At 70.9% G+C, this 21,294-nt stretch carries 22 protein-coding genes; 11 read left to right on the top strand and 11 right to left on the bottom strand.

The window, feature by feature from the left end; translation table 11 throughout:
• Positions 1–45: 45 nt before the first annotated feature.
• Complete coding sequence (rnr, locus tag HS104_03705) at positions 46–2,364, top strand: ribonuclease R (GenBank protein MBE7479085.1); 2,319 nt, start codon at positions 46–48, stop codon at positions 2,362–2,364.
• Here rnr and serS read toward each other — a convergent pair.
• Together serS and HS104_03695 are read right to left on the bottom strand one after the other, a co-directional pair.
• A complete protein-coding gene (gene serS / locus HS104_03700; GenBank protein ID MBE7479084.1) occupies positions 2,361–3,665 on the bottom strand; it encodes a serine--tRNA ligase in 1,305 nt (434 codons plus the stop codon). The two genes, rnr and serS, sit on opposite strands and share 4 nt — an antisense overlap.
• Before the next feature lie 27 nt (positions 3,666–3,692).
• Positions 3,693–4,223 carry a hypothetical protein gene (locus HS104_03695; protein ID MBE7479083.1) on the bottom strand — a complete coding sequence of 177 codons (531 nt, stop codon included), beginning with the start codon at positions 4,221–4,223 and terminating at the stop codon, positions 3,693–3,695.
• 89 nt (positions 4,224–4,312) lie between these two features.
• Here HS104_03695 and HS104_03690 point away from each other — a divergent pair, with 89 nt between their 5' ends.
• The 3 genes from HS104_03690 (at position 4,313) to HS104_03680 (ending at position 5,852) form a co-directional block, all read left to right on the top strand.
• Positions 4,313–4,867 carry a hypothetical protein gene (locus HS104_03690; GenBank protein ID MBE7479082.1) on the top strand — a complete coding sequence of 185 codons (555 nt, stop codon included), beginning with the start codon at positions 4,313–4,315 and terminating at the stop codon, positions 4,865–4,867.
• Positions 4,868–4,980: 113 nt separating this feature from the next.
• Positions 4,981–5,319 (top strand): hypothetical protein, encoded by a 339-nt coding sequence (locus HS104_03685; protein MBE7479081.1) that lies wholly within the window; start codon positions 4,981–4,983, stop codon positions 5,317–5,319.
• Positions 5,316–5,852 carry a hypothetical protein gene (locus HS104_03680; GenBank protein MBE7479080.1) on the top strand — a complete coding sequence of 179 codons (537 nt, stop codon included), beginning with the start codon at positions 5,316–5,318 and terminating at the stop codon, positions 5,850–5,852. Before HS104_03685 ends, HS104_03680 begins: the two co-directional genes overlap by 4 nt.
• A gap of 14 nt (positions 5,853–5,866) precedes the next feature.
• Here the strand turns inward: HS104_03680 and HS104_03675 are convergent, their stop codons facing one another.
• Both HS104_03675 and HS104_03670 read right to left on the bottom strand, forming a co-directional pair.
• On the bottom strand, positions 5,867–7,075 hold the full coding sequence (locus HS104_03675; GenBank protein MBE7479079.1) for an SAM-dependent methyltransferase: 1,209 nt from the start codon (positions 7,073–7,075) through the stop codon (positions 5,867–5,869).
• On the bottom strand, positions 7,072–8,667 hold the full coding sequence (locus HS104_03670) for a protein kinase (GenBank protein ID MBE7479078.1): 1,596 nt from the start codon (positions 8,665–8,667) through the stop codon (positions 7,072–7,074). The genes HS104_03675 and HS104_03670 overlap by 4 nt, the downstream gene beginning before the upstream one ends.
• A gap of 128 nt (positions 8,668–8,795) precedes the next feature.
• Between HS104_03670 and HS104_03665 the strand changes: the two genes are divergently transcribed.
• The 4 genes from HS104_03665 (at position 8,796) to HS104_03650 (ending at position 11,522) form a co-directional block, all read left to right on the top strand.
• Entirely contained in the window at positions 8,796–9,674 is an 879-nt protein-coding gene (locus HS104_03665; GenBank protein ID MBE7479077.1) for a hypothetical protein, read from the top strand.
• Entirely contained in the window at positions 9,671–10,501 is an 831-nt protein-coding gene (locus tag HS104_03660) for a prephenate dehydrogenase/arogenate dehydrogenase family protein (GenBank protein MBE7479076.1), read from the top strand. The genes HS104_03665 and HS104_03660 overlap by 4 nt, the downstream gene beginning before the upstream one ends.
• Before the next feature lie 34 nt (positions 10,502–10,535).
• Positions 10,536–10,925, top strand: a complete 390-nt coding sequence (locus tag HS104_03655) for a hypothetical protein (protein MBE7479075.1) — start codon at positions 10,536–10,538, stop codon at positions 10,923–10,925.
• Between the two features lie 132 nt (positions 10,926–11,057).
• On the top strand, positions 11,058–11,522 hold the full coding sequence (locus tag HS104_03650; GenBank protein ID MBE7479074.1) for a BatC protein: 465 nt from the start codon (positions 11,058–11,060) through the stop codon (positions 11,520–11,522).
• A 3-nt stretch (positions 11,523–11,525) separates the two neighbouring features.
• On the opposite strand, the gene HS104_03645 is transcribed toward HS104_03650, so the two are convergent.
• The 4 genes from HS104_03645 to HS104_03630 all read right to left on the bottom strand — a co-directional run bounded on the left by HS104_03645 (position 11,526) and on the right by HS104_03630 (position 14,259).
• Positions 11,526–12,029, bottom strand: coding sequence for a cyclic nucleotide-binding domain-containing protein (locus HS104_03645; protein ID MBE7479073.1), 504 nt, complete (start codon positions 12,027–12,029; stop codon positions 11,526–11,528).
• A 5-nt stretch (positions 12,030–12,034) separates the two neighbouring features.
• Positions 12,035–12,943, bottom strand: coding sequence for a hypothetical protein (locus tag HS104_03640; protein ID MBE7479072.1), 909 nt, complete (start codon positions 12,941–12,943; stop codon positions 12,035–12,037).
• A 72-nt stretch (positions 12,944–13,015) separates the two neighbouring features.
• Entirely contained in the window at positions 13,016–13,819 is an 804-nt protein-coding gene (locus HS104_03635) for a TIGR02266 family protein (GenBank protein ID MBE7479071.1), read from the bottom strand.
• 2 nt (positions 13,820–13,821) lie between these two features.
• The gene (locus tag HS104_03630) at positions 13,822–14,259 is read right to left on the bottom strand and encodes a GNAT family N-acetyltransferase (protein ID MBE7479070.1); all 438 of its coding nucleotides are present in this window, start codon (positions 14,257–14,259) and stop codon (positions 13,822–13,824) included.
• Between the two features lie 109 nt (positions 14,260–14,368).
• Between HS104_03630 and HS104_03625 the strand changes: the two genes are divergently transcribed.
• The 3 genes from HS104_03625 to HS104_03615 all read left to right on the top strand — a co-directional run bounded on the left by HS104_03625 (position 14,369) and on the right by HS104_03615 (position 16,963).
• Positions 14,369–15,031 carry a ribulose-phosphate 3-epimerase gene (locus tag HS104_03625; protein MBE7479069.1) on the top strand — a complete coding sequence of 221 codons (663 nt, stop codon included), beginning with the start codon at positions 14,369–14,371 and terminating at the stop codon, positions 15,029–15,031.
• A gap of 1 nt (position 15,032) precedes the next feature.
• Positions 15,033–16,412, top strand: coding sequence for a hypothetical protein (locus HS104_03620; protein MBE7479068.1), 1,380 nt, complete (start codon positions 15,033–15,035; stop codon positions 16,410–16,412).
• 128 nt (positions 16,413–16,540) lie between these two features.
• Positions 16,541–16,963 (top strand): hypothetical protein, encoded by a 423-nt coding sequence (locus HS104_03615; GenBank protein MBE7479067.1) that lies wholly within the window; start codon positions 16,541–16,543, stop codon positions 16,961–16,963.
• Positions 16,964–16,966: 3 nt separating this feature from the next.
• Here HS104_03615 and HS104_03610 read toward each other — a convergent pair whose 3' ends face one another.
• Genes HS104_03610 through HS104_03600 form a run of 3 tightly spaced genes read right to left on the bottom strand, consistent with a single transcriptional unit; the run spans position 16,967 to position 21,186 of the window.
• Positions 16,967–19,120, bottom strand: a complete 2,154-nt coding sequence (locus HS104_03610; GenBank protein ID MBE7479066.1) for a DUF3488 domain-containing protein — start codon at positions 19,118–19,120, stop codon at positions 16,967–16,969.
• Positions 19,117–20,208, bottom strand: a complete 1,092-nt coding sequence (locus tag HS104_03605) for a DUF58 domain-containing protein (GenBank protein ID MBE7479065.1) — start codon at positions 20,206–20,208, stop codon at positions 19,117–19,119. The genes HS104_03610 and HS104_03605 overlap by 4 nt, the downstream gene beginning before the upstream one ends.
• A 9-nt stretch (positions 20,209–20,217) precedes the next feature.
• Positions 20,218–21,186, bottom strand: a complete 969-nt coding sequence (locus HS104_03600) for a MoxR family ATPase (GenBank protein ID MBE7479064.1) — start codon at positions 21,184–21,186, stop codon at positions 20,218–20,220.
• Positions 21,187–21,294 lie beyond the last annotated feature (108 nt).

The raw sequence follows: 21,294 nt of genomic DNA, 5'->3' as shown, positions 1-21,294 counted from the left end.
GGGGAGGCCCTGTTTGGCGAGGCGTTTTTCGGGTATGCCCCCGCCATGGCAAAGCCCCTGCCCGCGCGCGGTGAGATCGTGCGCTGCCTGCACGAGGCCGCGCGGCCGCTCCACGCGCGCGAGCTCGCCACTCGGCTCGGCGTGGACGAGGCGGCGTACTCCCGTCTGCTCACCCTGCTCGATCAGCTGAGCCTCGACGGCACCATCAAGCCAATCGCCGGTCATCGCTTCAAGGCGCAGAAGCGCCCCGACGCCACCGGCTCGAGCTGGGAGGGACTGCTCAGCGTCCACCCGCGGGGCTTCGGTTTCGTCTCCGCCGTGGGGCAAGACGACGTGTACGTGGCGCCGGACGGCATCGGCGGCGCGCTGCACGGCGACCGCGTGCGCGTCACCGAGATCGGTCGCACCTCGCGCGGCGTCGAGGGACGCATCGACGCCATCGTCGCGCGGCGCAGCCCCCGGCTGGCCGGCGTGCTGCGCCGGCGCGGCAAGAGCGTGTGGCTCGAGCCGGACGACGCGCGCATCCGCGGGCCCATCGTGGTGGCGAGCCACGCCAAGGTCGGCAACGACGGCGACGCCGCCGTGGTCAGCATCACGCGCTTCCCTGAGTACGCGAACGAGAACGCCGAGGCCGATCTGGTGGCCGTGCTGGGCGCGCCGGGCGATCCGGTGGTCGAGGTCGAGAAGATCCTGTTGCGCGAGCAGATCGAGGAAGAGCACCCGGATGGCGCGATGCGCGAGGCGGAGGCCATGGCGGCCAAGCTCTCGCGGCTGCACGCCGAGGGGCGGGTCGACCTGCGGCACGTGCCGCTGCCGACCATCGATCCGGAGGACGCGCGGGACCACGACGACGCCGTCTGGGTCGAGCGCATCGGCGAGGGCTACCGCGCCTGGGTCGCCATCGCCGACGTGAGCGAATACGTGCAGCCCGGCACCGAGCTCGACGCCGAGGCGCGGGCCCGCGGGTGCACCATCTACCTGCCCGACCGCGCCATTCCCATGCTGCCCGCGGCGCTGGCCTCGGACCTGTGCTCGCTGATGCCGGAGGCGGATCGCCTCTGCTTGTGCGTGATTGCCGACCTCGATCGCCACGGCGTCGTGCAGGAGTTCGAGGTCGTCGAAGGCTTGATGCGCTCCCACGCCATGCTCACGTACCCGGGTGTGGCGCGGGCGCTCGGCTTCACGGAGACCCCGCCCAAGAGCGCGCAGGCGGAGGCGATGAAGAAGGGCCTGAAGGCGCTGGACGACCTGGCGCGCAAGCTGCGCAAGACGAGGCTCGCGCGGGGCGCGCTCGACCTGGATCTGCCGGAGGCCAAGGTGGTGCTCGACGAGCAGACCGGCGAGCCCACGGACGTGGTGCAGCGCGCGCAGGATCCGGGGGTCAAGCGCGCCTATCAGATGATCGAAGAGCTGATGCTGCTCGCCAACGAGCTAGTGGCGGAGTGGCTGGGCAAGCGGCGCTGTCCCGCCATCTACCGCGTCCACGGCCAGCCCGACGAGCAGAAGCTCGAGCGGCTCGGCGCTTGCGCGGAGACCATCGGCCTCGACGTGGACCTGAACGGCCTGCTCGAGCCCCGCGGCGTCAGCCACTTCTTGGCGCGCATCGCCGGGCACGAGAAGAAGCGGGTGCTGGAGATGCTGCTCCTGCGCTCGCTCAAGCAAGCGCAGTACGACATCGCCAACATCGGGCATTTCGGCCTGGCTTCGGCGGCGTATCTGCACTTCACTTCGCCCATCCGCCGCTATCCGGATCTCCTGGTGCACCGGGCGGTGAAGCACGTGCTCCGGGGCGGAAAGATCGACACCTCGCCGAACGCCATCGAAGACCTGCGCATGGCAGCCACCACCGCCAGCGCCCGCGAGCGGGCCGCAATGGAGGTCGAGCGCGAGGTCGTGGATCTGTACCGCGCGCTCTACATGCGGACGCGCATCGGCGACGTGCTCGAGGGCACCGTCACCGCCATCGTCGGCAGCGGCGTGTTCGTGGCGCTCGACGAGCCGTTCGTGGACGTGCTCGTGCGCTTCGAGGTGCTCGGTCCCGATCACTACGAGGCGAGCGAAGACGAGCTCAGCGTGGTGGGCTTGCGTTCCGGAGATCGCATCACGCTCGGGGATCGCATGCTGGTCGAGATCGAGGACGTCGCCGTCTTGCGACGCATGACGATGGCACGGCGCGTGCTCCCGGAGCGGATGATGAAGCAGATGGAGCGCACCGGCTCGGGCGAGCGCGGCCGGCGCGGCCGCGAGAAGCCTACAGCGCCCGGGCGTGGGGCTCGCCCCCAGCGCGGCGCACGCCCGGCGGCACGGCCGGCTCCCAAGCGCGGCGGCGGTCGCGGCAAGAAGCAGGGCGGGCGGCGGCGCTAGCTCGGCGTGAGCCGATCCGTCCCCATGAAGGCGCGCAGCGCCTCCGGGATGATCACGCTGCCGTCCTTCTGCTGGAACTGTTCGAGGATGGCCACCAGCGTGCGACCCACGGCCAGCCCCGAGCCGTTCAGCGTGTGCACGAAGCGCGCCTTGCCTTTCGGCTCGGCGCGGTAGCGGATCTTGGCTCGGCGCGCCTGGTAGTCGGTGAACCAGGAACAGCTCGAGATCTCGCGGTAGGCGTTCTGCGAGGGCAACCAGACCTCGAGGTCGTAGGTCTTCGTGGAGCTGAAGCCCAGGTCGCCCGTGCACAGCGACACCACGCGATAGTGCAGGCCCAGGCGCTGGAGCACGGCCTCGGCGTGTCCGGTCAAGAGCTCGAGCTCCGCTTCGCCCTGCTCCGGCGCGACGAAGCGCACCACCTCGACCTTGTCGAACTGGTGCTGGCGGATGAGCCCGCGCACGTCCTTGCCGTAGGAGCCGGCCTCGCTGCGGAAGCACGGCGTGTAGGCCGTGTACCCGAGCGGCAGCTTCGCGCCGTCCAGGATCTCGTCGGCGTGCAGGTTGGTGACCGGGACCTCGGCGGTCGGGATCAAGTAGAGCGCGTCGGGATCTTCGGGATCGTTGCGGAAGGTCTTGAACAGGTCCGCCTCGAACTTCGGTAGCTGACCGGTGCCGCGGAGCGCGGCGCCTTTGACCAGGAACGGCGGATACACCTCGGTGTAGCCGTGCTCGCGGGTGTGCAGGTCGAGCATGAACGCGACCAGCGCACGCTCGAGACGAGCGCCGGCGCCCCAGAGCACGCTGAAGCGGGCTCCGCTGAGCTTCGAGGCGCGCTCGAAGTCCAGGATGCCGAGCGCTGCGCCGACGTCCCAGTGGGGCTTGGGGTCGAAGTCGAAGCTGGGTTTCTCGCCCCAGGTGCGCCGCACGGGGTTGTCGTCGGAGCCGGTGCCGTCGGGCGTCGAGGCGTGGGGCAGGTTCGGGATCGCGAGGAGCTTCTCCTCGACCTCGCGCTCGACGGCGCCGAGCTGCTCTTCCAGGCTCTTGATCTCGGCCGACAGCTCCTTCAGCTCGTCGCGGCGCGCGGCGAAGGCGGTCTTGTCGCCGCCCTTGGCGAGCTTGCTCATCTCCTCGTTGGCGGCGTTGCGGCGCGCCTGCAAGCTCTCGGTCTTGCCGATCAGCTCGCGCCGGCGCAAAAAGAGGGGTCCGGCGTCGTCGAGCAGCTGGCCCGTCTCCGCGGAGCGGCGCGTGAGTCCCGCACGTGCCTCGTCCAAGTGATCCGCGACCCAGCGACCGTCCAGCATGGTGGCCGGAGTTCTAGCGAACTCTGGTCAGGGCGTCATCATCACGCCCACGCCGACCGACACGCCGCCGCGGGAGTTCCTCATGTAGTTGCGCACCCAGAGCACGTGGGTGACCAGCGTGCAGGTGCGCTTTTGCGGCCCTTCGCAGCCGTACCAGACGCCGGCGTCGTGCCGATCGCCTTCGTCGTCGAAGCGCACGACCTGCCCGTTCGGCATCACCGCGAGCCAGGCCGCGGCGGAGCCCGGCGGGGCGGCGTTGGCGTGGCCGACCCGGCCGAGCAGCACGTTGTCCGGTCCGCCGACGTGTCCGTCGGGCATCAGGATGGCGACGGGCTCGTAGTCCTTGTCCACGACGCGTCCAGCTCGGTCGAGCACGAAGAGCAGGTCGCCGTCCTCGGTGACTTTGCCGTCGGCGTGGATCTGGATCGAGTCGTCGTCGGGGCGATCCCAGCGGGCCGGGGCGATGACGATGGGCGCGCCACCTTCTTGCCAGCGAGGGGGCGGGTTCGCGGAGCAGCCGAAGGCGCTCACGGCGAGGAGGAGCAAGACACTGCGCATGGCCCCCAGAATAGCGTGGCTCGACGATGGGCGCTCGCGCGCCCCCGGATTGTTGGCCGAGCGCACCGGCCGGGCCTGAAATGCCGGGCGTGAGTGCGTTCACTGCCTGGTGCTCGGAGCTGCCGAACGACAACCCCGCACTGCACGAGGGCGCGGTCTGGGTGCCGATGACGCCGACCGGCTGGCCGCGGGCCATCGCCCGGCCGCCACGTCCGGCCGAGCCGACTCCGGTCAGCGTGCCCGAGCCGGTCCCCGATGCGTTCGCGCAGCTGATCTCGCTCCTTTGTCGCGTGGCGCTGGGTGCCGGAGCCACCCGGGCGGCAGCGCTCTTGCCGAGCTTCGTGGAGGGACAGGTCGTCGAGGTCGGAGAAGCGCTCGGGCAGGCGCTGATCGCGAGCGGCCACGCCGCCCCTTCTGCTGCCGGCGTGGTGATGAGTGAGCCGGGCCTCGAGACGGCGCGCGCCTGGCGCGCGGTGCTGAACGGGGTGTCCGAAGATCTCTCGGGCTGCGAGCAGACCCTCGACAGCTGGTGCGCCGAGCTTCTCGCCGCGCTCTCCGGCACGCCCGGTCGCGCGAACGAGCTCCGGCGCGAGCTCCGGCGCTTCGGCGTGGCGGCCTTCGGCCTGCTCGCGAACGCGGCGTAGTGAGCGGGACTCACCCCAGGTGTGCGCTCGCCGACACACCGACCGCGACGTGACTGTTCGAAGCATGGCCTTTCGACTGCTTGGCACGGCCGCTGCTTGGTGGCGCGTCCTGGATGGCCAGACCAAGCGAATCGCGGACGAGCACCCTGGGCGCCCTGCTCCTGGCGCTGGTGGTCGGCTTCGGAACGAGCCGTGGATTCGGCTTGCGCGAAGACGAGCTCGAGTGCGAGGAAGCCGCGGCGCACCTCCAAGACTGCTGTCGCAATCTCGACGTCGGTCAGCTCGAGTGCGAGTACGAGGAAGGTTGCGGCGGGGAACCGGCCCGGCCCGTCCTCTCACCCGACGCGGCCCGCTGCATCCGGAAGCTCGACTGCGACGGGGTGCGAAGTCGCGGCTGGTGTGAGCCCAGTCTGTATGGCCCCGAGGCCCAGTCCATCGAGGGCTGCCGATGAGGACCATCGCTGACGTCGCAGCGCTCGTCTTCGCGCTCACTTGCTCGGAGCGTGCGGCCGTCGCGCAGGAGTCGGGAGAACCGCCAGCGACGCGAGAGGTCGTGGGCGGTCACTTTGCAGTGCGCGCAGGAGCAACCTATCGCCAGCTGTTGGATATTCCGGTGTACGGCGTGGACCTCGGCCTCTCCGTCGGGCGTTGGGGCGAACGCGGCGCGGACTTCTTCTCGATCGAGCCCTTCTTCGGGCGCACCGAGTACGGCTTGACCACCCAGATCTGGGCCTTTCGATACCGTACGGACTGGCTGCTGGGGCGCGTTCATGCCGGGTTCTCACCGGGTCTTTGCGTGATCACGGTGCACCGGGCCACGGACGCCAAAGCCATGTCCGGATTGGGGCTCTCGCTCGCTGGCTACGCCGGCTGGGACTTCCTGCGAGTCGGGGGCAGCGCCACGAGCATCGAGCTCGCGCTGAGCGGTGACGCCTACGGGGTCCCATCCTGGGCAGCGAGCCTCGCGCTGGTGCACCGGTCGTGATGCGCTCGAGTTGGCTAGCCCCACGCGCTGACCGCGAACTCGAAGAGCTCGGGCTTGCTGGTGCGCTTGCGCAGGCGCTCGACTCGCGGGCGCGAGAAGCCAGCGGCGCGCATCTCGGCGGCCAGGATCTCCTCGATGGGCACCACCACGTCGAAGAACTTCGAGTTGCCGACCACGTAGTGGATGCTGCCGCCGTCGGCGACCACGCGTCGCAAGCTGGCGAGGTGCGCCGCCATGTCCAGCGCGTAGCGCTCGACGTAGCGCGAGAGGACGTCGCTGCGCCGGGCGATTCGACTCACCAGGCGCGCCAGCCCGCGGTAGGCCGAGCCGGCTCCGTCTGGCGCCTGCCAGCGCGAGAGGTTGCTGGTCGCCGCGCCCCAGGTGCCGCCGATGGCTCGCCAGTCGAGCTCCCCGGCGCTCTTGCCGTCGCTCAGGTAGCCGAGCCAGTACATGTAGGGCCGGAGCTCGCGGATGTACGACATGCGGTTGGCGTAGGGCGGCGAGGTGATCACGGTGCCGAAGCGCCGCTCGCCCAGGGCTCGTTCCACGGCGCGCGAGTCCGCCTGAATCACGTGCCGGGCGGTGCGCGGCAGGTCCAAGGCGGCGGCCTGCGACACCGAAGCGAAGCTCGCGCCGAGGGAGCTCGCCACCTTCGCGCGGGCCTCGGCCGCGCGCTCCACCCGCAGCTCCGCGAAGGACATCGACTGATGGCGGAAGCTCGCGCTCGAGACGCCCACCAGCGTGCGGCAGAAGGCCAACCGGCACAGGTCGCGGCTGCGCGCGCCGAGCGGCGCGGCCTCGAGCGTCGCCCAAGCCCGCGACAGCGCGTCCAAGGTCGCTCGGCTCCACCAGCGCTCGATGTTGTGGAGCGGCGGTGTCCACCCGGCCTCGGCACGGGCGCGGCGAGCGCTCTCCCTGGCCGCCGCGACTGCGCTCGCGGCGTCGCGGAGCGCGTCGGCGTCGTAACGCGCGACCTTGGCCTTCGCGAGCCAGACCAGGAAGGGATTCAGCTCGACCGTGTCGCAGGGCACACCGAGCTCCGCGCAGGCCAAGAGCGTCGTGCCGGTGCCGCAGAATGGGTCGAGCACCGGCAACTCCGCGCGCTTTCGCTCGGCCGCGAGGGCTCGCACCAGGTGCAGCGAGTAGGCGGGCGTGAGCCGGAGCCAACCGTGGCGGCTGTCGCGCAGGTTGCCCCGGAAGGTGAATCGCTCGCGGCTCTTCACTTGCAGGGCACGGGCTTCATCACCTTGAGCTCGCCTTCGATCACTTCTTGATAGCAGGGCTGCGCGCGCTTGCCGTTACCAGGCGCGGTGAGCTTGATGGTCACGGTCTGGTCGCTCTGTGCCAACACCTTCGCGGTGCCGCGCAGCTTGTCCTTCTTCGCCTCGAGCGAGAGGCTCTCGTTCTTCGCGGCCAGCACCTCGCAGGGCGCCTTGTCGCAGACCTGGAAGCCGCCCTTCAGGATCACTGCGCCTTCTGGCTCGCTGACCACGTTCAGGCGCACGCTGCCCGCGGGCGCTGCCACCGCGGAGGGGATCGGCGCGATCAGCTCCGCCGGCTGCATCGGCTCCACGATGGTGCTGGGCAGCGGCGTGGTCGCTTGGAGCTCGACCGAGGCCGTAGTCCTCGGGGCCGGCAGGAGCTTCAGCGTCGCCACGGCTCCACCCGCCAGCACGATCAGCCCGAGCGCGATCCACACACCTTTGCCCGCTGGTCGCTCCGGCGCTTCGGCGCGGGTCAGCCCCACCGGAAGCGTGTCGGCGCGAGCGGCCGGCCCGTCCCCGCGATCGACGCGCGAGATCAGCGGGTGGACTTTCGCCTCGGCGCTGATCTCGGACTCCGAGGTCTGGCGCGCGCGATCGTAATCCGCCAGCGACACGCCGGGGATCGCGCTCTTGCGCGCCAACGGATCGAGCGTGGCGGCCTCCGGCGTGGTCATCAAGGCCGCGGCCAGCTCCCGCATCGACTGGAAGCGTTCTTCGGGCTTCTTTGCCAGCGCTTTGGCGATCACGCCTTCGAGCTCTGCCGACACGGTCACGTCGGGGCAGAGCGCGCGCATCGGCGGCAACGGGTCGGTCATGTGGGAGTTCAGCACGGCGAAGAAGGTGTCGCCGGTGAAGGGCACCGCGCCGGTGAGCATCTCGTACAGAATGATCCCCGTCGCGTAGATGTCGACGCGTAGATCGGCGTGGCGGCCCGCCGCTTGCTCCGGCGACATGTACTCTGGTGTGCCGAAGATCATCCCGGTGCGCGTGAGCCTGCGGCGGGAGGTCTCGTTGGCGGCGGCCTCCTCCTTCGAGCGCAGCTGCGCGATGCCGAAGTCGACGATCTTCACCGTCTCCTCGCCGTCGGCGGTCAGCTGCAAGAACACGTTCTCGGGCTTCAGGTCCCGGTGCACCACGCCCTTGCCGTGGGCGACCGCCAGCGCCTTGCAGACCTGAAGCACGACGCGCAGCGCGTGCTCGGGCGTGAGCACGCGGGAGGACTCGAGCTCGTCGGCCAGGTCGCGCCCCTCCAGGAACTCCATCGCCAGGAAGAAGCAGCCGTTGTCGAGCTGCCCGAAGTCGAAGACGTCGAGCACGTTCGGGTGCTTGATGCGCGACGCGCTGATGGCCTCGCGCTGGAAGCGCTCGACCAGGTCGGGCTTGGCCGAGTACTCGGCGCGGAGCACCTTGAGGGCGACCTTCTTCTCGATGGCCTCGTGCTCGGCCAGGTAGACCGTGCCCATCCCGCCCTGCCCCAGCCGGCCGAGGACGCGATAGCGCCCCGCGACGACCCTGCCGATCAGGTCGTCCGGCTGGCTCGGCATGGCCATCCGCCCGTTACTTTCGCCGTTCACCAAAGGCCCCCCGAACCATAGCGTCCAGGTTCGGCCCAGGCCAAGGGGAGAGGCGCATTTAGCTGGCTTCGCCGCGCGCCGCGATTTGCTACGCTGGCTCGTCCATGGTCGTCGTCATGGAGTCGAACGCGCCGGATGCGGCCGTCGAGGCCGTCATCGCGTATCTCGTCGGCGCCGGTTTCGACGTTCACCGCTCCAGCGGGCAAACGAGAACGTTGCTCGGCGTCGTCGGGGACGTCACCGAGCAGCACGTCGCCGTCGCCAAGGATCTGGAGTGGGTCGCGGACGTTGTGCGCGTCAGCGAGCCCTTCCGTCTGGCGTCGCGCCGCTTCCGCGAGGCCGCGACGGTGGTCGAGGGTCCCTGGGGCATCATCGGCGGAGAGCGGCCGTGGGTCGCCATCGAGCCGATCGGCCTCGGCGGTGAGAACGGCGACGACGAGCACGGTCCGACATCCAGCGAGCTCGGCTACGAGGTGGCTGCGGGGCGTCCGTTCGACGCGGCCGTGTCTCGGGCGCGCGTGGTGCCGGAGAGCGTCGGCTCGCTGACCTGTCTGCCGCTCAGGGTGCGCGCCGCGACGCCCAGCCAGGTGAAGTTCGTGGAGCGAGGACCGAGCTGGGGCGCGAACAAGTGGATCGGCGCGGCGGAGCGCGAGCTCGAGCGCCGCGAGGCGAGCGTGGTCTTGCTCGAGGCCGGCGGCGAGTACCCGAACGGCGCTCGCACGCTGGAGGTCGCGGCCATCGCGCGCGCTAAGATCCGCACGCATTTGCCCATCGTGGTCGACGTTGCCAGCATCGCGCAGCGCACCCGCTACTCCACGGCCGTTGCCTGCGCGGCCATCGGCGCCGGGGCCGACGGGGTAATCCTCCGGGTCTGGGTCGGACGCGAGGAGATGCCGAGCCCGGTGCCCGCCACGCTGCGTTGGGGCGACGCGGTCGAGCTCGCCGAGCGGCTCCGCGCCATCGGCGCCGCCGTGCGGCGATGAAGCTCTGTGTCGTCGGCTTCGGGCTGATCGGTGGCTCGATAGCCGCCGCCTCTCGGGCCCGGAGGCCGGGCGCACGGGTCGTCGCGGTGGACGCGAGCGCGGTGCTCGCCTCCGCGAGCGTGCGCGCACTCTCGGACGAGCGCGTGGACGCCTCCGACGGGCCGGCGGTGGAGCGCGCGCTCGCCGCCGCGGATCTGGCCGTGCTCGCGGCGCCCGTCTCGGCGATCGAAGCGGAGCTCGGGCGCGCGCTCGCTCACGCGCGGCTGGTCACCGACTGCGGCTCGACCAAGCGCGCCATCGTCGCGAGCGCCGAGAGCTCGGTGCGGCGCGGGCGCTTCGTCCCGGGGCACCCGCTCGCGGGCGGCCCGAGCGGCGGCGCGGACGCAGCGCGGGCGGATCTGTTCGAGGGCCAACGCTGGATCCTGTGTCCGGAGGCCGCCGATGCCGACGCCTTCGCACGGGTCGAGGCATTCGTCCGCGCACTGGGCGCCACGCCGGTGACGATGAGCGCGGCGGAGCACGACCGCGCGGTGGCGCTGACCAGTCACGTCCCGCAGCTCCTGGCCAGCGCGCTGGTCGTGCTGTCCGAGCGGCGTCGTGCTGGGGCTGCCGAGGGGCCCGGATTTGCCGGCGCAACGCGCGTCGCGGGCGGGAACCCAGCGGTCTGGCGCGACATCCTGGTCACCAACGCCGACGAGATCGCCTCCGCCCTCGCGGAGCTCGGCGCCGAGCTGAGCCGCGTCGCCGGGGACCTCTCGCGCGCCGACCCGAACGCCGCGCTGGCTCTGATCGAGTCGGCTCGCGCCGCGCAGCGATCCAGGGGATAGTCCTGGCAGGGGAATTGCTAAGATGCTTCTCGGAATGCGCCTCCGGCGATTCGTCTCAATCGTTGCGCTGGGCCTGAGCGGCTTCGCGGCCTGCGATCTGAACCCTCAGCCCGAGGTGCCGAGCGGTGAAGAGGGAGGCACCGGCGGCGGCATGAGCTTCGGCGGCGCGGGCGCGAAGGACGCGGGCGGCGGCGGCGCCGGTGGTGCTGCGGGCAGCGCGTCGGGTGGCTTCGGCGGTATGGCCACGGGCGGTGCAGCGGGTGGAGGCGGCTTCGCGGGGGTCGTGGATGCCGGCCCGGACGTTGACGATGCCGCGGACGGGGAGACCGACGCCGGGGAGGATGCCGGGGAGGACTCGGGCGAAGACTCCGGCGACGAGGATGCCGAGCTGGACGCTGATCCGGACGCGTTGGGTTCGGACTGAACATGTGCCGCGACTGACCGCCGAGCCCTCGCCCTGTGCCACACTGTGCCGGGAGCGGACACCTGAGGTCCCAGGATTTCCGGCAGGAAGTCCAGTGCCAGTTGGCGCAACGCGTGCTAGCCTAGGTGACACATGGCTCGGCGGTGGCTGTCCGTGCTGCTGGTCGCAGCGCTGTTCGCGGCGTGCGATCTGAACCCTCAACCCGAGGTGCCCTCGGACCAGTCCGGGGGCGGAACCGGTGCGGGCTTCGGCGGAGGCGCGGGTGGAGGCGTGCAGGCGGACTCGGGCTTCGGCGGCTCCAGCTCCGGCGGCGCGGGCGGGGACGGCGGCGCTGCCGGTGCGCCGGCGGGCGGTGCCGGTGGCGGTGCGGGCTTCGGCGGCGCTGGGGGTTTCGGCGGAACTGCAGGCGGACCGCCCAGCGACGCCGGCGATGCCGGTGACGCCGACATCGACGGCGACACCGACGCTGGCGACGACGGCGACACCGATGCTGGCGACGACGGCGACACCGATGCTGGCGACGACGGCGACACCGACGCCGGCGATGACGCGGATGACGACGCCGACGACGGCGCGCTCGAAGCGGGCAGCGACTGAGCGTCAGCCGGCCGCGGGGCCGCGGCGCACCAGATAGCTGTCCAGCACGTTCGCGATGAAGTCCGCGAGAATACCGTCGGCCACGCGCAGGCGCCGGCTGAGCTCGCGCGCCAGGTTCAGCACGATGATGGCGTAGGACTTCACGTCGTAGCGGTAGAGCGCGTCGAGATCGGCGGTGGTGATCCTGACCAGTCGGGTAGGCGCCAGCGTGCGCACCGTCGCCGAGCGCGCCTGCACGTCCACGACGCTCATCTCACCGAACCAGTCGCCGGGGCCGAGCATGGCCACGCGCGCGTCGATGCCACGGTGGCTGCGCTTCAAGACCTCGAGCTCGCCGTCCACGAGCACGAACATGTCGCGCGCCTCGTCGCCCTCGCGGAACACGACGGTGCCGGCCGGTGGAGTGCTGACCGTGAGCGAAGCCGCCAAGTGCGCCAACACCTCGTCGCTCAGCGCGCCGAACAGGCCGATGCTGCGCAGCTCCGCGATGTCCACGGTGGTGGGCAGACCGGTCACGGTGAGCAGATTCCGTAGGTGATGCCGTCCACGATGACCTCGTTGGGCGAAGCCCAGCCTTGGCAGGTCTTACCTGTTCCGCAGTCGCCTGTGAACTGGACTCGGCACCATTTCTTGCAGTCGCCGTTGGAGAGGCACGCATAGCCGGGGGCGCACGCGGTGGTGTCGGTGAGGCAGGCGCCGGCGGCGGTGGACGTGCCCGCCTTGCCGCAGTCGGTCTTCGGGGGCACCGCCTGCATGTCCGGGTAGCAGGTGAGGCCCGAGCCGCACGCCGACGCCGGGTTCTGCAGCTCGCACTTCTTGGAGCAGACCTTCATGCCCGGGATGGGCTTGCTCGTGCCGCCGCTGGTGAAGCTCACCTGGAAGCACGCGCCTCCGGTCGCTGCGCAGTCCGTGTTGCTCTCGCAATACGCCTTGCAGGCGCTGCCCACGCAGGCATGACCCGCAGTGCAGTCGTTCAGGTTCGCGCAGAGGTTGTAGGGCGTTACCGCGCCCGCCGGGGTGCACTGCGTGGTGCCGGCTTCGCTGGTGACGTTGCAGGCTTGCCCGCCGGTGCAACCGCACTGCGGTGAGGTGTCGCACTGGCCGCCGGCGACCGGAGGAGTGCAGGCGCTGCTCCCGCCGGTTCCGCCGCCGCCGGTTCCGCCGCCGCCGGTTCCGCCGCCGCCGGTTCCGCCGCCGCCGGCTCCAGCCATGCCGGCCGCGCCGCCCGTGGCGCCGCCCGCGCCGCCCACGGCGCCGCCCGCACCGCCAGCGCCGCCGAGCGCACCGCCGCTACCTCCACCAGGGCCGCCGTCGCCGCCGACGCCGCCGAATGCGCCGCCACCCGATACGGTCTCGGACTGCGCACAGCCCGAGAGTCCCCCCAGGGTAGTCAAGCCGACGAATAGAAGAAGCAAGCGCATCGAGGCCTCCCGTGCACGCGCGACGCAGAAAAACTGTATCTGCTCTTGGGCCCGATTCAAATCGCCGGGCCCTCAGTCGTCCGCCGAGTGGTGGTAGATCGGGGACCTCTGCTCGCAAAACTCCACGATCGCGTTCAGATCTTCCGCTTCCAGGTCGTCGAAGGAGATTCCCATGCCCGGGGCCATGTCGCCGCGCGCGTCGACCGTCCAGCGCACCACGCCCCGCGCCTTGACGGCGCGCCCATCGGGCAGGACGAAATGGAGAGTCACCTCCGTGCCGGGCGGCTGAGGCCGGTAGGTCGCGACGAACACGCCGCCGCGGGACAGGTCCCGCGAGAGCCCGGTGTAGAAGTGGGACTGGCTGGTGAAGCCGATATCCACCTCGAGGAACACCCGATCACCGCGACCACGCTTGTTGGCGCCGGAAAAATCGTTGCGCTCCGGCGGCGCGCCCGTGGGCTCGGGCGCCGGTGCGGCGAGGCCCGCCATCGAGTCCGGCTCGCCGAAGATGTCGAGGATGACCCGGCGCCGGCGGCGCTGATGCGTGCGCGCCACCGGATAGAGCAGCGCCAGGGTCCGGGCCAGACCCTCGATGGCCGCGTCGATCCCGGGGCGCGGCGGCAGGCCTTGGAGCACCCCGAGGGCGTCGCTCAGGTGGGCGATGGCCGTGCGGATGCTCCGGTAGTCCTGGGACACCGGGCCCTCCGCTTCGAGCTCGTAGAGCGTGCTGCTCGCCTGCGCGACGCTCTCGACCGCCCGCTCGAGGTCCGCTCCGTCCGGAGAGAGCTGGAGCGCGGCTGAGGCCTCGGACAAGATCGCGCGGGCGTCACGCGCGGATCGCAGCTCCGCCGAGCGCGAGTCGCCCTGCCCGCTCATGCTCACAGCACCTTGTTGAAGACCAGGCGCGGGCGAGCCGGCCCGGCGTAGTCGTCCACCGGGGTCACCGTCCAGCCCATCGCCTTGTGGAAGGCGATGGATCCCTCGTTGCCCAGGGTGGTGATGGCCTTCAGGCGCGCCGCGCCTTGGCCTCGGCACTCTTCTTCGAAGCTCTGGTAGAGCACCTTGCCGACGCCGCGGCGGCGGTAGTCCGGGTGGATGCCGACCAGGTGGACGTAGCCGGTCTTCGGCGGTCCGGGGGCGACGAATCCGAACAGAAAGCCCACCAGGATGCCGTCGTGCTCCACGACCCGGGCCAGCTGCCCGAGCTCGTAGAAGAAGAGCGGGTGGGCCAGCGAGCTCGTCGGCCCTCCCCACCAGCGGTCGATGACCTGGACGATGTGGTCGTAGTCCTGCTTGCCGAGGGAGCGCGTGATCATCGCTGGCTCTCTGGAACCTCGGCGGAGGGTAACACGCCGGGGTCGGGCGGCGACCAGATTCGAAGCCGCTCCTGGCCTCGTTGCGCGAGGTCGTGTATCCCCCGGGTGCATGTCCAGAGAGGTCCGCATCGCGCCCTCGATTCTGAGCGCGGATCTAGGGCGCTTGGCTGACGAGATCCAGAGCGTGGAGGCCGGTGGGGCCGACTGGATTCACGTCGACGTCATGGACGGGCGCTTCGTGCCCAACATCACCCTCGGCCCGGTGGTGGTTAAGGCCGCGCGCGCGGCGACGAAGCTGCCGCTGGACGTACACTTGATGATCGTCGAGCCCGAGCGCTACGTGGAAGCGTTCGCGGCCGCCGGCGCCGACGTGATCAGCGTCCACGTCGAGGCCAGCACGCACCTTCAGCGGACCCTGGCAGAGATCCGCCGGCTCGGAAAGAAGGCCGGCGTGGTGCTCAACCCGCACACTCACGAGAGCGCCATCGAGTACGTTCTGGACGATCTGGATCTGATCCTGGTGATGAGCGTGAACCCCGGCTTCGGAGGGCAGAGCTTTTTGCCCGCGGTGTTGCCGAAGATCAGCGCGCTTCGCGCGATGATCGATCGGCGCAAGCTGAGCATCGACCTGGAGGTGGACGGCGGCGTGGCGCCCGACACGGCGGCCCGGGTGGCCGGGGCCGGCGCCGACGTCCTGGTGGCGGGCTCAGCCGTCTTTGGCCAGACGGATCGCGCGGCGGCCATCGCGAGAATTCGCGAGCAGGTGAGCTGAGATGCGCGCCGCGCTCCTGGGCCTCGTGCTGCTCGGCTGTGGCGCGCCGGCGCCGCCCGTCGCGGCACCCGACGAGCCGCCGGAGCCCGCGCAGGGCGCGCGAGCGCCGGCGCCAGACGCGGGCGACGCGAACGCCACTCCGGCAGCCGATCGGGTGGTGGCCGACGCGCTGGCGTTGGTCGAGAAGCGCCGCGAGCTCGGCGCCAGGGGACCGGTGAAGGGCCGCACCATCGAGCGCACCGAGATGGTGGCCTACGTCAAGAAGCAGCTGGCGGAGGAGATCCCACCGGCGGTCGTGCGGGCTCAGAACGAGATGTTGTTCGCGCTCGGTGTGGTGCCGGAGAGCTTCGACTACGAGAAGAGCTTGCTCGAGCTGATGGGCTCTCAGCTGGCCGGCTTCTACGATCCGAAGCAGAAGACCATGTTCCTGTCGCGGGACCTGCCGCCGCTCGAGCGCGAGGCGACGCTGGCGCACGAGCTGGTCCACGCGCTGCAAGATCAACACTACGATCTGGAGAAGCGCATCAAGTTCCGCGAGGACGCCACCGACGAGCAGAGCGCGATCCATGCCCTCGCTGAGGGCGACGCCACCAGCGCCATGCTCGACCACGTGCTGGCGGTGCGCGGGCTCCGCGCCATCGACGTCTCCGACGAGATCATCAGCCTGGAAGCTCGCGGCGCCATCGAGATGTCGATGGAGGCCGCCAACGTCCCGAGCATCCTCAAGCGCTCCGTGGTGTCGCCGTACGTGGACGGGCTCTCGTTCGTGAACTGGGCGCGGCGACGAGGCGGCTGGGCCGGAGTGGACTCCATCTGGCGCGATCCGCCCACCACGACGGAGCAGCTGCTCCACCCCGAGAAGCACCTGGCGCGCGAGAAGGCCGAGAGGGTTCCGGTGCCGAGCCAGCGGGCCACCGGCCCCGGCGAGGTGATGTACCGCGACGTGCTGGGCGAGCAGTCGCTCCGGATCCTGTTCGAGGAGTGGATGCCGCGCCGCTCCGCCATCGAGAGCGCCAGCGACTGGGCCGGCGATCGCCTGGCGGTGTTCCGCGACGGCGAGCGGTTCGCGCTCGCCTGGCACGTGCGCTACGACAGCGAGGCGTCCGCGAAGCGCGGCCTCGAGGCCTTCGCGCGCGGGGTCGTCCGCCCCAAAGACCTGCGCCCGGGCGAGTTCGTCGCGCCGGACAAGGCCAAGACGGCGGTCAAGAACGGCAAGGCATGCACCGAGCGCGCGGCAGCCGGGCCGTTGGCGCTGGTCCGGGATGGGCGCGACATCGCCCTGGTCGGCGGCCCGTTCGAGCGCGGCCCGAAGGGCGCGAAGAGCACCGGCACCTGCTCGGATGCTCTCGGGTGGGCGGCGTCGATCGCCAAGCAGCGCTGACCGTGGAGTCACGGTGACCTGGCCAGTGTCGTCATCCTGACACCCGGAGCCCGCCGCCCCTCCCGCATTTCTGCGCATTTGTCCGGGCCTCTGGCGCTGGCACGAGGCGTGCTTATTCAACTCGGGTCATGGCTCCGCTCTCCGCCCCCATCACCTGGCTCGCGCTCCTCGCGGCGACGACCTTGGGCGCGGGTGAGCTCGACCAGGTGCGGGCCCACGTCACCGGCGGCCTGCTCGGCGACCACAACTATCGGCTGGTCGTCCAGACCTACGCGCCCGGGAGCGTCGATGACCAGGGCCGCCTGGCCCCGCGTGCTCGTCCCCTCGGCTCGATGCAGCGCGCGGTCACGGGTGACGAGCTGTCCCGCGGAGTGTCGGTGAGCGTAGTGCAGGTGCGCGCGGACGGTGCAGACCCCGTCGTCGTCGCCTGGGTCGAGCGCGGGGACCCGACGTTGGAGCTCGACGCGCTGACCGCGCGCCCGCAGCCCGAGGCGTTGATCGGCGTCTCTCGCGCGCAGCCGGGCGAGCGCGCTCACGTCGTCCTCGGCTGAGCCTCAGGCGGCTTCGCCCTCCGCGCTGCGTAGTAGCCTGAGCGCGCGCACGCGTTCGGCGAAGGCCTTGCGCTCGTCCTCGTCGAGCTCGCGATCACCGAAGCGCGCCTCGAGGTAGAGCTGAGTCAGGGCCCGGACCTCGGCCGCGGCCGGATGCCCCAGCGCCTCCAGGCCCACGGCGTGGGCCCAAGGCGGCACGCTGGGCGGGCGCGGCACGCCGAGCACCACCAGCGCGGACTCGAGACTGCGATACAGCGCCACGATGCGCGCCACGCTGAGCTCGTCGGACTTCGGCGCTTCCTTCTTCTCGTCGCTCGTCTGGCGCGTGCGGCGGAACCAGTAGACCCCCGCCACGATCAGCGCGACGCCCAGGCCGAACAGCCACGCGCGGCGGGGCGAGGCGAGGCTCTCCGCCAGCTTGGACGTCCCCCGGATCGAGGAGTAGCGGTTCCTGACGCTGCGGAAGAGGGAGACCTGCTGCTTCAGATCGTAGCCGACGATGTGCCGGTTCCAGCGCTGCGCGGCCGCCTCGACGAAGTCGCGCATGAACGCCAGGACGCCGGTGATTTCGCTCTGCGGCGCCGCGTCCGAAGGCGGAGTGGGGTCGAAGCGCATCCAGCCCTGCCCGTCGATGAACACCTCGATCCAGGAGTGCGCGTCGCCCTGGCGCACGGCGTAGTAGCGGCCGAAGCGGTTGAACGTGCCGCCGACGAACCCCGTGACGTTGCGCGTCGGAATGCCCTGGGTTCGGAGCAGCACCGCCATCGCCGTGCTGTAGAACTCGCAGTGCCCGCGCTTGGACTCGAACAGGAAGTGGTCGAGCGGGTTCTTCTCGGCGCCGGACGGCGAGTCCAGATCGTAGCGGTAGTCGCTGCGCAAGCGCGCCTCGATGGCGGCGGCCTGCGCGTAGGGGGTCTTCGCGTTGCCGACCCAGGTCTTGGCGAGCTCGAGGACTCGCGGCGGGAGATCCGGCGGCAGGGTGAGGTAGCGCGCGCGGTCGGCGCCGCTCAAGGGCCTCGGCGGCCCCTCGTTCTTGCCCGCCAGGAACACCTCGTAGCGTAGGCCGCGGTCCTCGATGCTGACGTATTTGAACTCGCCCTCCGGCCCGGCCAGCACCGTGGTGGTCGGCCCGACCACGGTCATGCCGCGGCTGACCAGGCGCATGGCCACCGCGTCGTTGGGCAGGAAGATCACCGGCGGATCGATGGGCTCGAGGTCGATGGTGAGCTTCTGGTCGCGCGCGAGGTCCGGCGAGCGACGGATCCGCACGGCGCTGCCCTGCATGTCGGCGGGCGCTCGCTGCGTCACGCTGCGCGACCAGGTGCGCCCGTCGTATTGGTCGAAGGCCGTCCCCCTGAGATAGAGCGCGATGCGCAGCGGCGGGTTCTCCGCCAGCGTCGAGGGCTCGACCCGCATGGCGATGGTCGGGTCGCTGCGCAGCTTGCCGACTCCGCCCAGGTCCACCTTGTCCGAAAAGCCGATCATGCGCTCCGGGCGCCCGTGGTTCAGCAGCAGGAGCGAGAGCCCTACGCGCGGGAACATCACGAACAAGATCGCCGTGAACAGGAAGATCGGCACCGAGAGCAGGCAGGTGAAGAGCAGGAACTGTTTGCCGATCACGCGGCGGCTGCGCAGGATGCGCGGCACGTCCACCGGCAGCCCCGTGCGGTCGCGGGCGCCTTGGCGGTAGTTGCCTTCGACCTCGCGGCGCAGGTGGCTCAACACCAGGGCGCCCGGCGCGACGATCAGGAAGCCGAGGAAGCACAGGCCGTAGGTCAGCCCTCCCCCGAGCACCGTGCCCGCGATCAGGTGCAAGAGCGCCAGCACCACCACCTGCTGGTCGTGGGCCGCGCCGCGGCGCGTGGCCAGGCGGACCACCTGCAAGCCGGCGGCGAACTCGACCGCCAGCTGCAAGACCGGGGCGCCGAGCACCAGGCGCCCGAGCTGCAGAGCCAGGAGCCCCACCGGGGCGACCACGCCCACGTGGCGCATCAGCTTCGAGTCCTGCCAGCGCTCCGGGATGGCCAGCGCGCCGACCAGGCCCAGCACGACCGCCGCCGTGATCCAGCGATTGAGCTCGCCGCTCGTGACCAGCGCCAAGAGCCCCAGCGCTGCCAGGGCATCGGTCATGATCCGATGGACGAGCCCGAACCTCACGCGGCCTCCTTGGGCTCGGGCGGCAGCGTGGTGGCGCTGCTCTTCGGCGGCAGGCTGCCTTTGCCCGGCGTCGCCTCGAGCAGCGCCAGGAAGCGCAGCAGCGGATCGGCGCCCACGGTCGCGTCGGCGCGTACTCGGTCGCCCGTGGTGCAACGAACCGTCACGCCGTCGCCGCGCTTGATGTGCGCCACGGCCCGCGAGGCCACGTCGCGGATGCGCCGCTCGAAGCGGGTGCTCCAGTCCTCCGCCGGGGTCAGCCCCGGGTGGGTGGGATCGAGGCTCAGCTCCACGTCACGGCGCGTCTCCCGCGCGCGCTCGCGCAGCACCATGTTGGTGGGCATCGTGCTCTTGCGCCAGTAGATGTCGCGGGGATCGTCGCCGTCGCGCATCGGACGCACGCCGACGATTTCGTCACCCGCGCCGCGCCCGAAGGCGCCGTCGCCGCCGAGCTTGCGTCCCGGCTGATCCGGCGGGAGGCGCACCGGATCCACCGCCGGGTAGATGATCAGGTCACCTTCTGCGCCGAGCTCTCGCGACTTCTCGAACAGTCCGAAGGGAAAGCGCGTCGCCACGCGGAAACCGATGTGGCGATCGCGGCCGCGCCGCGCCGGCGTTCGGCGGTAGGCCGCCACCTGGGCGGAGCGCGGGCTGATCTTGAGGAAGAAGCAGCGCTTGTCCGCGGGCTGACCGGCGCGCAGGTCTTCGATCTCGATGGCGTACGAGGGGATGCGCTGCTTGTGGTTGTAGACCTCGATCTCGACCAGGTGCGCGCGTCCCACCTGCGCGCGCGGCGGGAGCCTGCGCACCACCGTCAGGTGTCGGAGCGACAGCTCGCTCATCACGCCCGAGACGACGATCAGCGACAGGAGCATGCCGAGCAGCAGGTAGAGCAGGTTGTTGCCGGTGTTGATCGCCGCGAAGCCCACGCCGAAGGTGATGCCGATGAAGTACTTGCCCTCGCGCGTCAGGCGCAGCTTGCGCGGCGGGCGAAACCAGCGGCGGACCTTCCCCCAGAAGCCTCGGGGCGGTGTCGGGTCTTCCAGCGCGCGCTGATTCTTCGGGTGAGTCGCGAGGCGAGCGCCGGCCACGGCACTGCCTCAGAGCGGCACGGGCACGCGCGCGACGACGTCGCGGACCGCGGCCTCGGCCTCTTCGCGAGTGGGGACGTAGCCCTCGGCATGGGCGGCCAGGCGCACCCGGTGCGCGAGCAGCGGCACTGCCAGGTCGTGGATGTCGTCGGCAATGCAGTAGCGGCGACCGTGGATCAGGGCCCGAGACTTCGCCGCCCGTGACAGGTTCATGCCGGCGCGCGTCGAGGCGCCCAGCGCCAGCGTTGGAGTCGAACGGGTCGCCGTGATCAGGGCCTGAAGATACGTCCCGAGGGCTCCGTCCACGACGACACGATCCACCTCGCGCTGCAGCGCGACCAGCGACTGCGGGTCGAGCACCACCGGGACGTTGTCCACGCGGTCGTGGTCGGGCTCGAGCATCAGCCGGGTCTCGACGTGGGGCGGCGGGTAGCCGATGCGCAAGCGGACCATGAAGCGATCGAGCTGGGACTCCGGCAGCGGGAAGGTACCGGTGAAGTCCTGAGGGTTCTGCGTGGCCACCACCAGGAAAGGCTCGGGCAGCGGAATGGTCTTGCCGTCGATGGAGACCTGGCCGTCGTTCATGGCCTCGAGCAACGCGGACTGGGTGCGCGGGCTGGCGCGGTTGATCTCGTCCGCCAGGAGCACGTTGGCGAAGATCGGACCTTGGCGCAGGAAGAAATCGCCGGCGCGTTGATCGAACACCGACACGCCCAGGACGTCGCTCGGCAAGAGGTCGCTGGTGAACTGCACGCGGCGCATCTCACCGCCCACGGAGCGGGCGACCGCGCGCGCCAGCGTCGTCTTGCCGACGCCCGGGACGTCCTCGATGAGCAGGTGCCCACGCGCCAGAAGTGCAATGATTGCGAGCTCGACGACCGCCGTCTTGCCCTCGAGCGCCCGCTCGATGGCCCGCCGGAGCTCAGCGAGGCGCTCGATGCGCTCGTTGTCCAGGGCGACGGCGGAGGAGGAGGTCATCGGGCGGATGGTAGCACGGGGGTCTCAGCGGACCTTCCCGTGCAGAATGGATGATTAGCACGACCGGGCGGGGATTCGATGCCCGAGAGGGGGGATCCCATGGGCCGG

Source organism: Polyangiaceae bacterium (genome assembly GCA_015075635.1).
Taxonomy (GTDB): Bacteria; Myxococcota_A; Polyangia; order Polyangiales; family Polyangiaceae; genus JADJKB01.
This window is presented reverse-complemented; position numbering and strand designations above follow the sequence as displayed.

Coding starts and splice junctions, on each gene's coding strand:
- rnr (MBE7479085.1), top strand. CDS start 46: ATGGCAAAGCCCCTGCCCGCGCGCGGTGAGATCGTGCGCTGCCTGCAC.
- serS (MBE7479084.1), bottom strand. CDS start 3,665: ATGCTGGACGGTCGCTGGGTCGCGGATCACTTGGACGAGGCACGTGCG.
- HS104_03695 (MBE7479083.1), bottom strand. CDS start 4,223: ATGCGCAGTGTCTTGCTCCTCCTCGCCGTGAGCGCCTTCGGCTGCTCC.
- HS104_03685 (MBE7479081.1), top strand. CDS start 4,981: ATGGCCAGACCAAGCGAATCGCGGACGAGCACCCTGGGCGCCCTGCTC.
- HS104_03680 (MBE7479080.1), top strand. CDS start 5,316: ATGAGGACCATCGCTGACGTCGCAGCGCTCGTCTTCGCGCTCACTTGC.
- HS104_03670 (MBE7479078.1), bottom strand. CDS start 8,667: ATGGCCATGCCGAGCCAGCCGGACGACCTGATCGGCAGGGTCGTCGCG.
- HS104_03665 (MBE7479077.1), top strand. CDS start 8,796: ATGGTCGTCGTCATGGAGTCGAACGCGCCGGATGCGGCCGTCGAGGCC.
- HS104_03660 (MBE7479076.1), top strand. CDS start 9,671: ATGAAGCTCTGTGTCGTCGGCTTCGGGCTGATCGGTGGCTCGATAGCC.
- HS104_03655 (MBE7479075.1), top strand. CDS start 10,536: ATGCGCCTCCGGCGATTCGTCTCAATCGTTGCGCTGGGCCTGAGCGGC.
- HS104_03650 (MBE7479074.1), top strand. CDS start 11,058: ATGGCTCGGCGGTGGCTGTCCGTGCTGCTGGTCGCAGCGCTGTTCGCG.
- HS104_03640 (MBE7479072.1), bottom strand. CDS start 12,943: ATGCGCTTGCTTCTTCTATTCGTCGGCTTGACTACCCTGGGGGGACTC.
- HS104_03635 (MBE7479071.1), bottom strand. CDS start 13,819: ATGAGCGGGCAGGGCGACTCGCGCTCGGCGGAGCTGCGATCCGCGCGT.
- HS104_03630 (MBE7479070.1), bottom strand. CDS start 14,259: ATGATCACGCGCTCCCTCGGCAAGCAGGACTACGACCACATCGTCCAG.
- HS104_03625 (MBE7479069.1), top strand. CDS start 14,369: ATGTCCAGAGAGGTCCGCATCGCGCCCTCGATTCTGAGCGCGGATCTA.
- HS104_03620 (MBE7479068.1), top strand. CDS start 15,033: ATGCGCGCCGCGCTCCTGGGCCTCGTGCTGCTCGGCTGTGGCGCGCCG.
- HS104_03615 (MBE7479067.1), top strand. CDS start 16,541: ATGGCTCCGCTCTCCGCCCCCATCACCTGGCTCGCGCTCCTCGCGGCG.
- HS104_03600 (MBE7479064.1), bottom strand. CDS start 21,186: ATGACCTCCTCCTCCGCCGTCGCCCTGGACAACGAGCGCATCGAGCGC.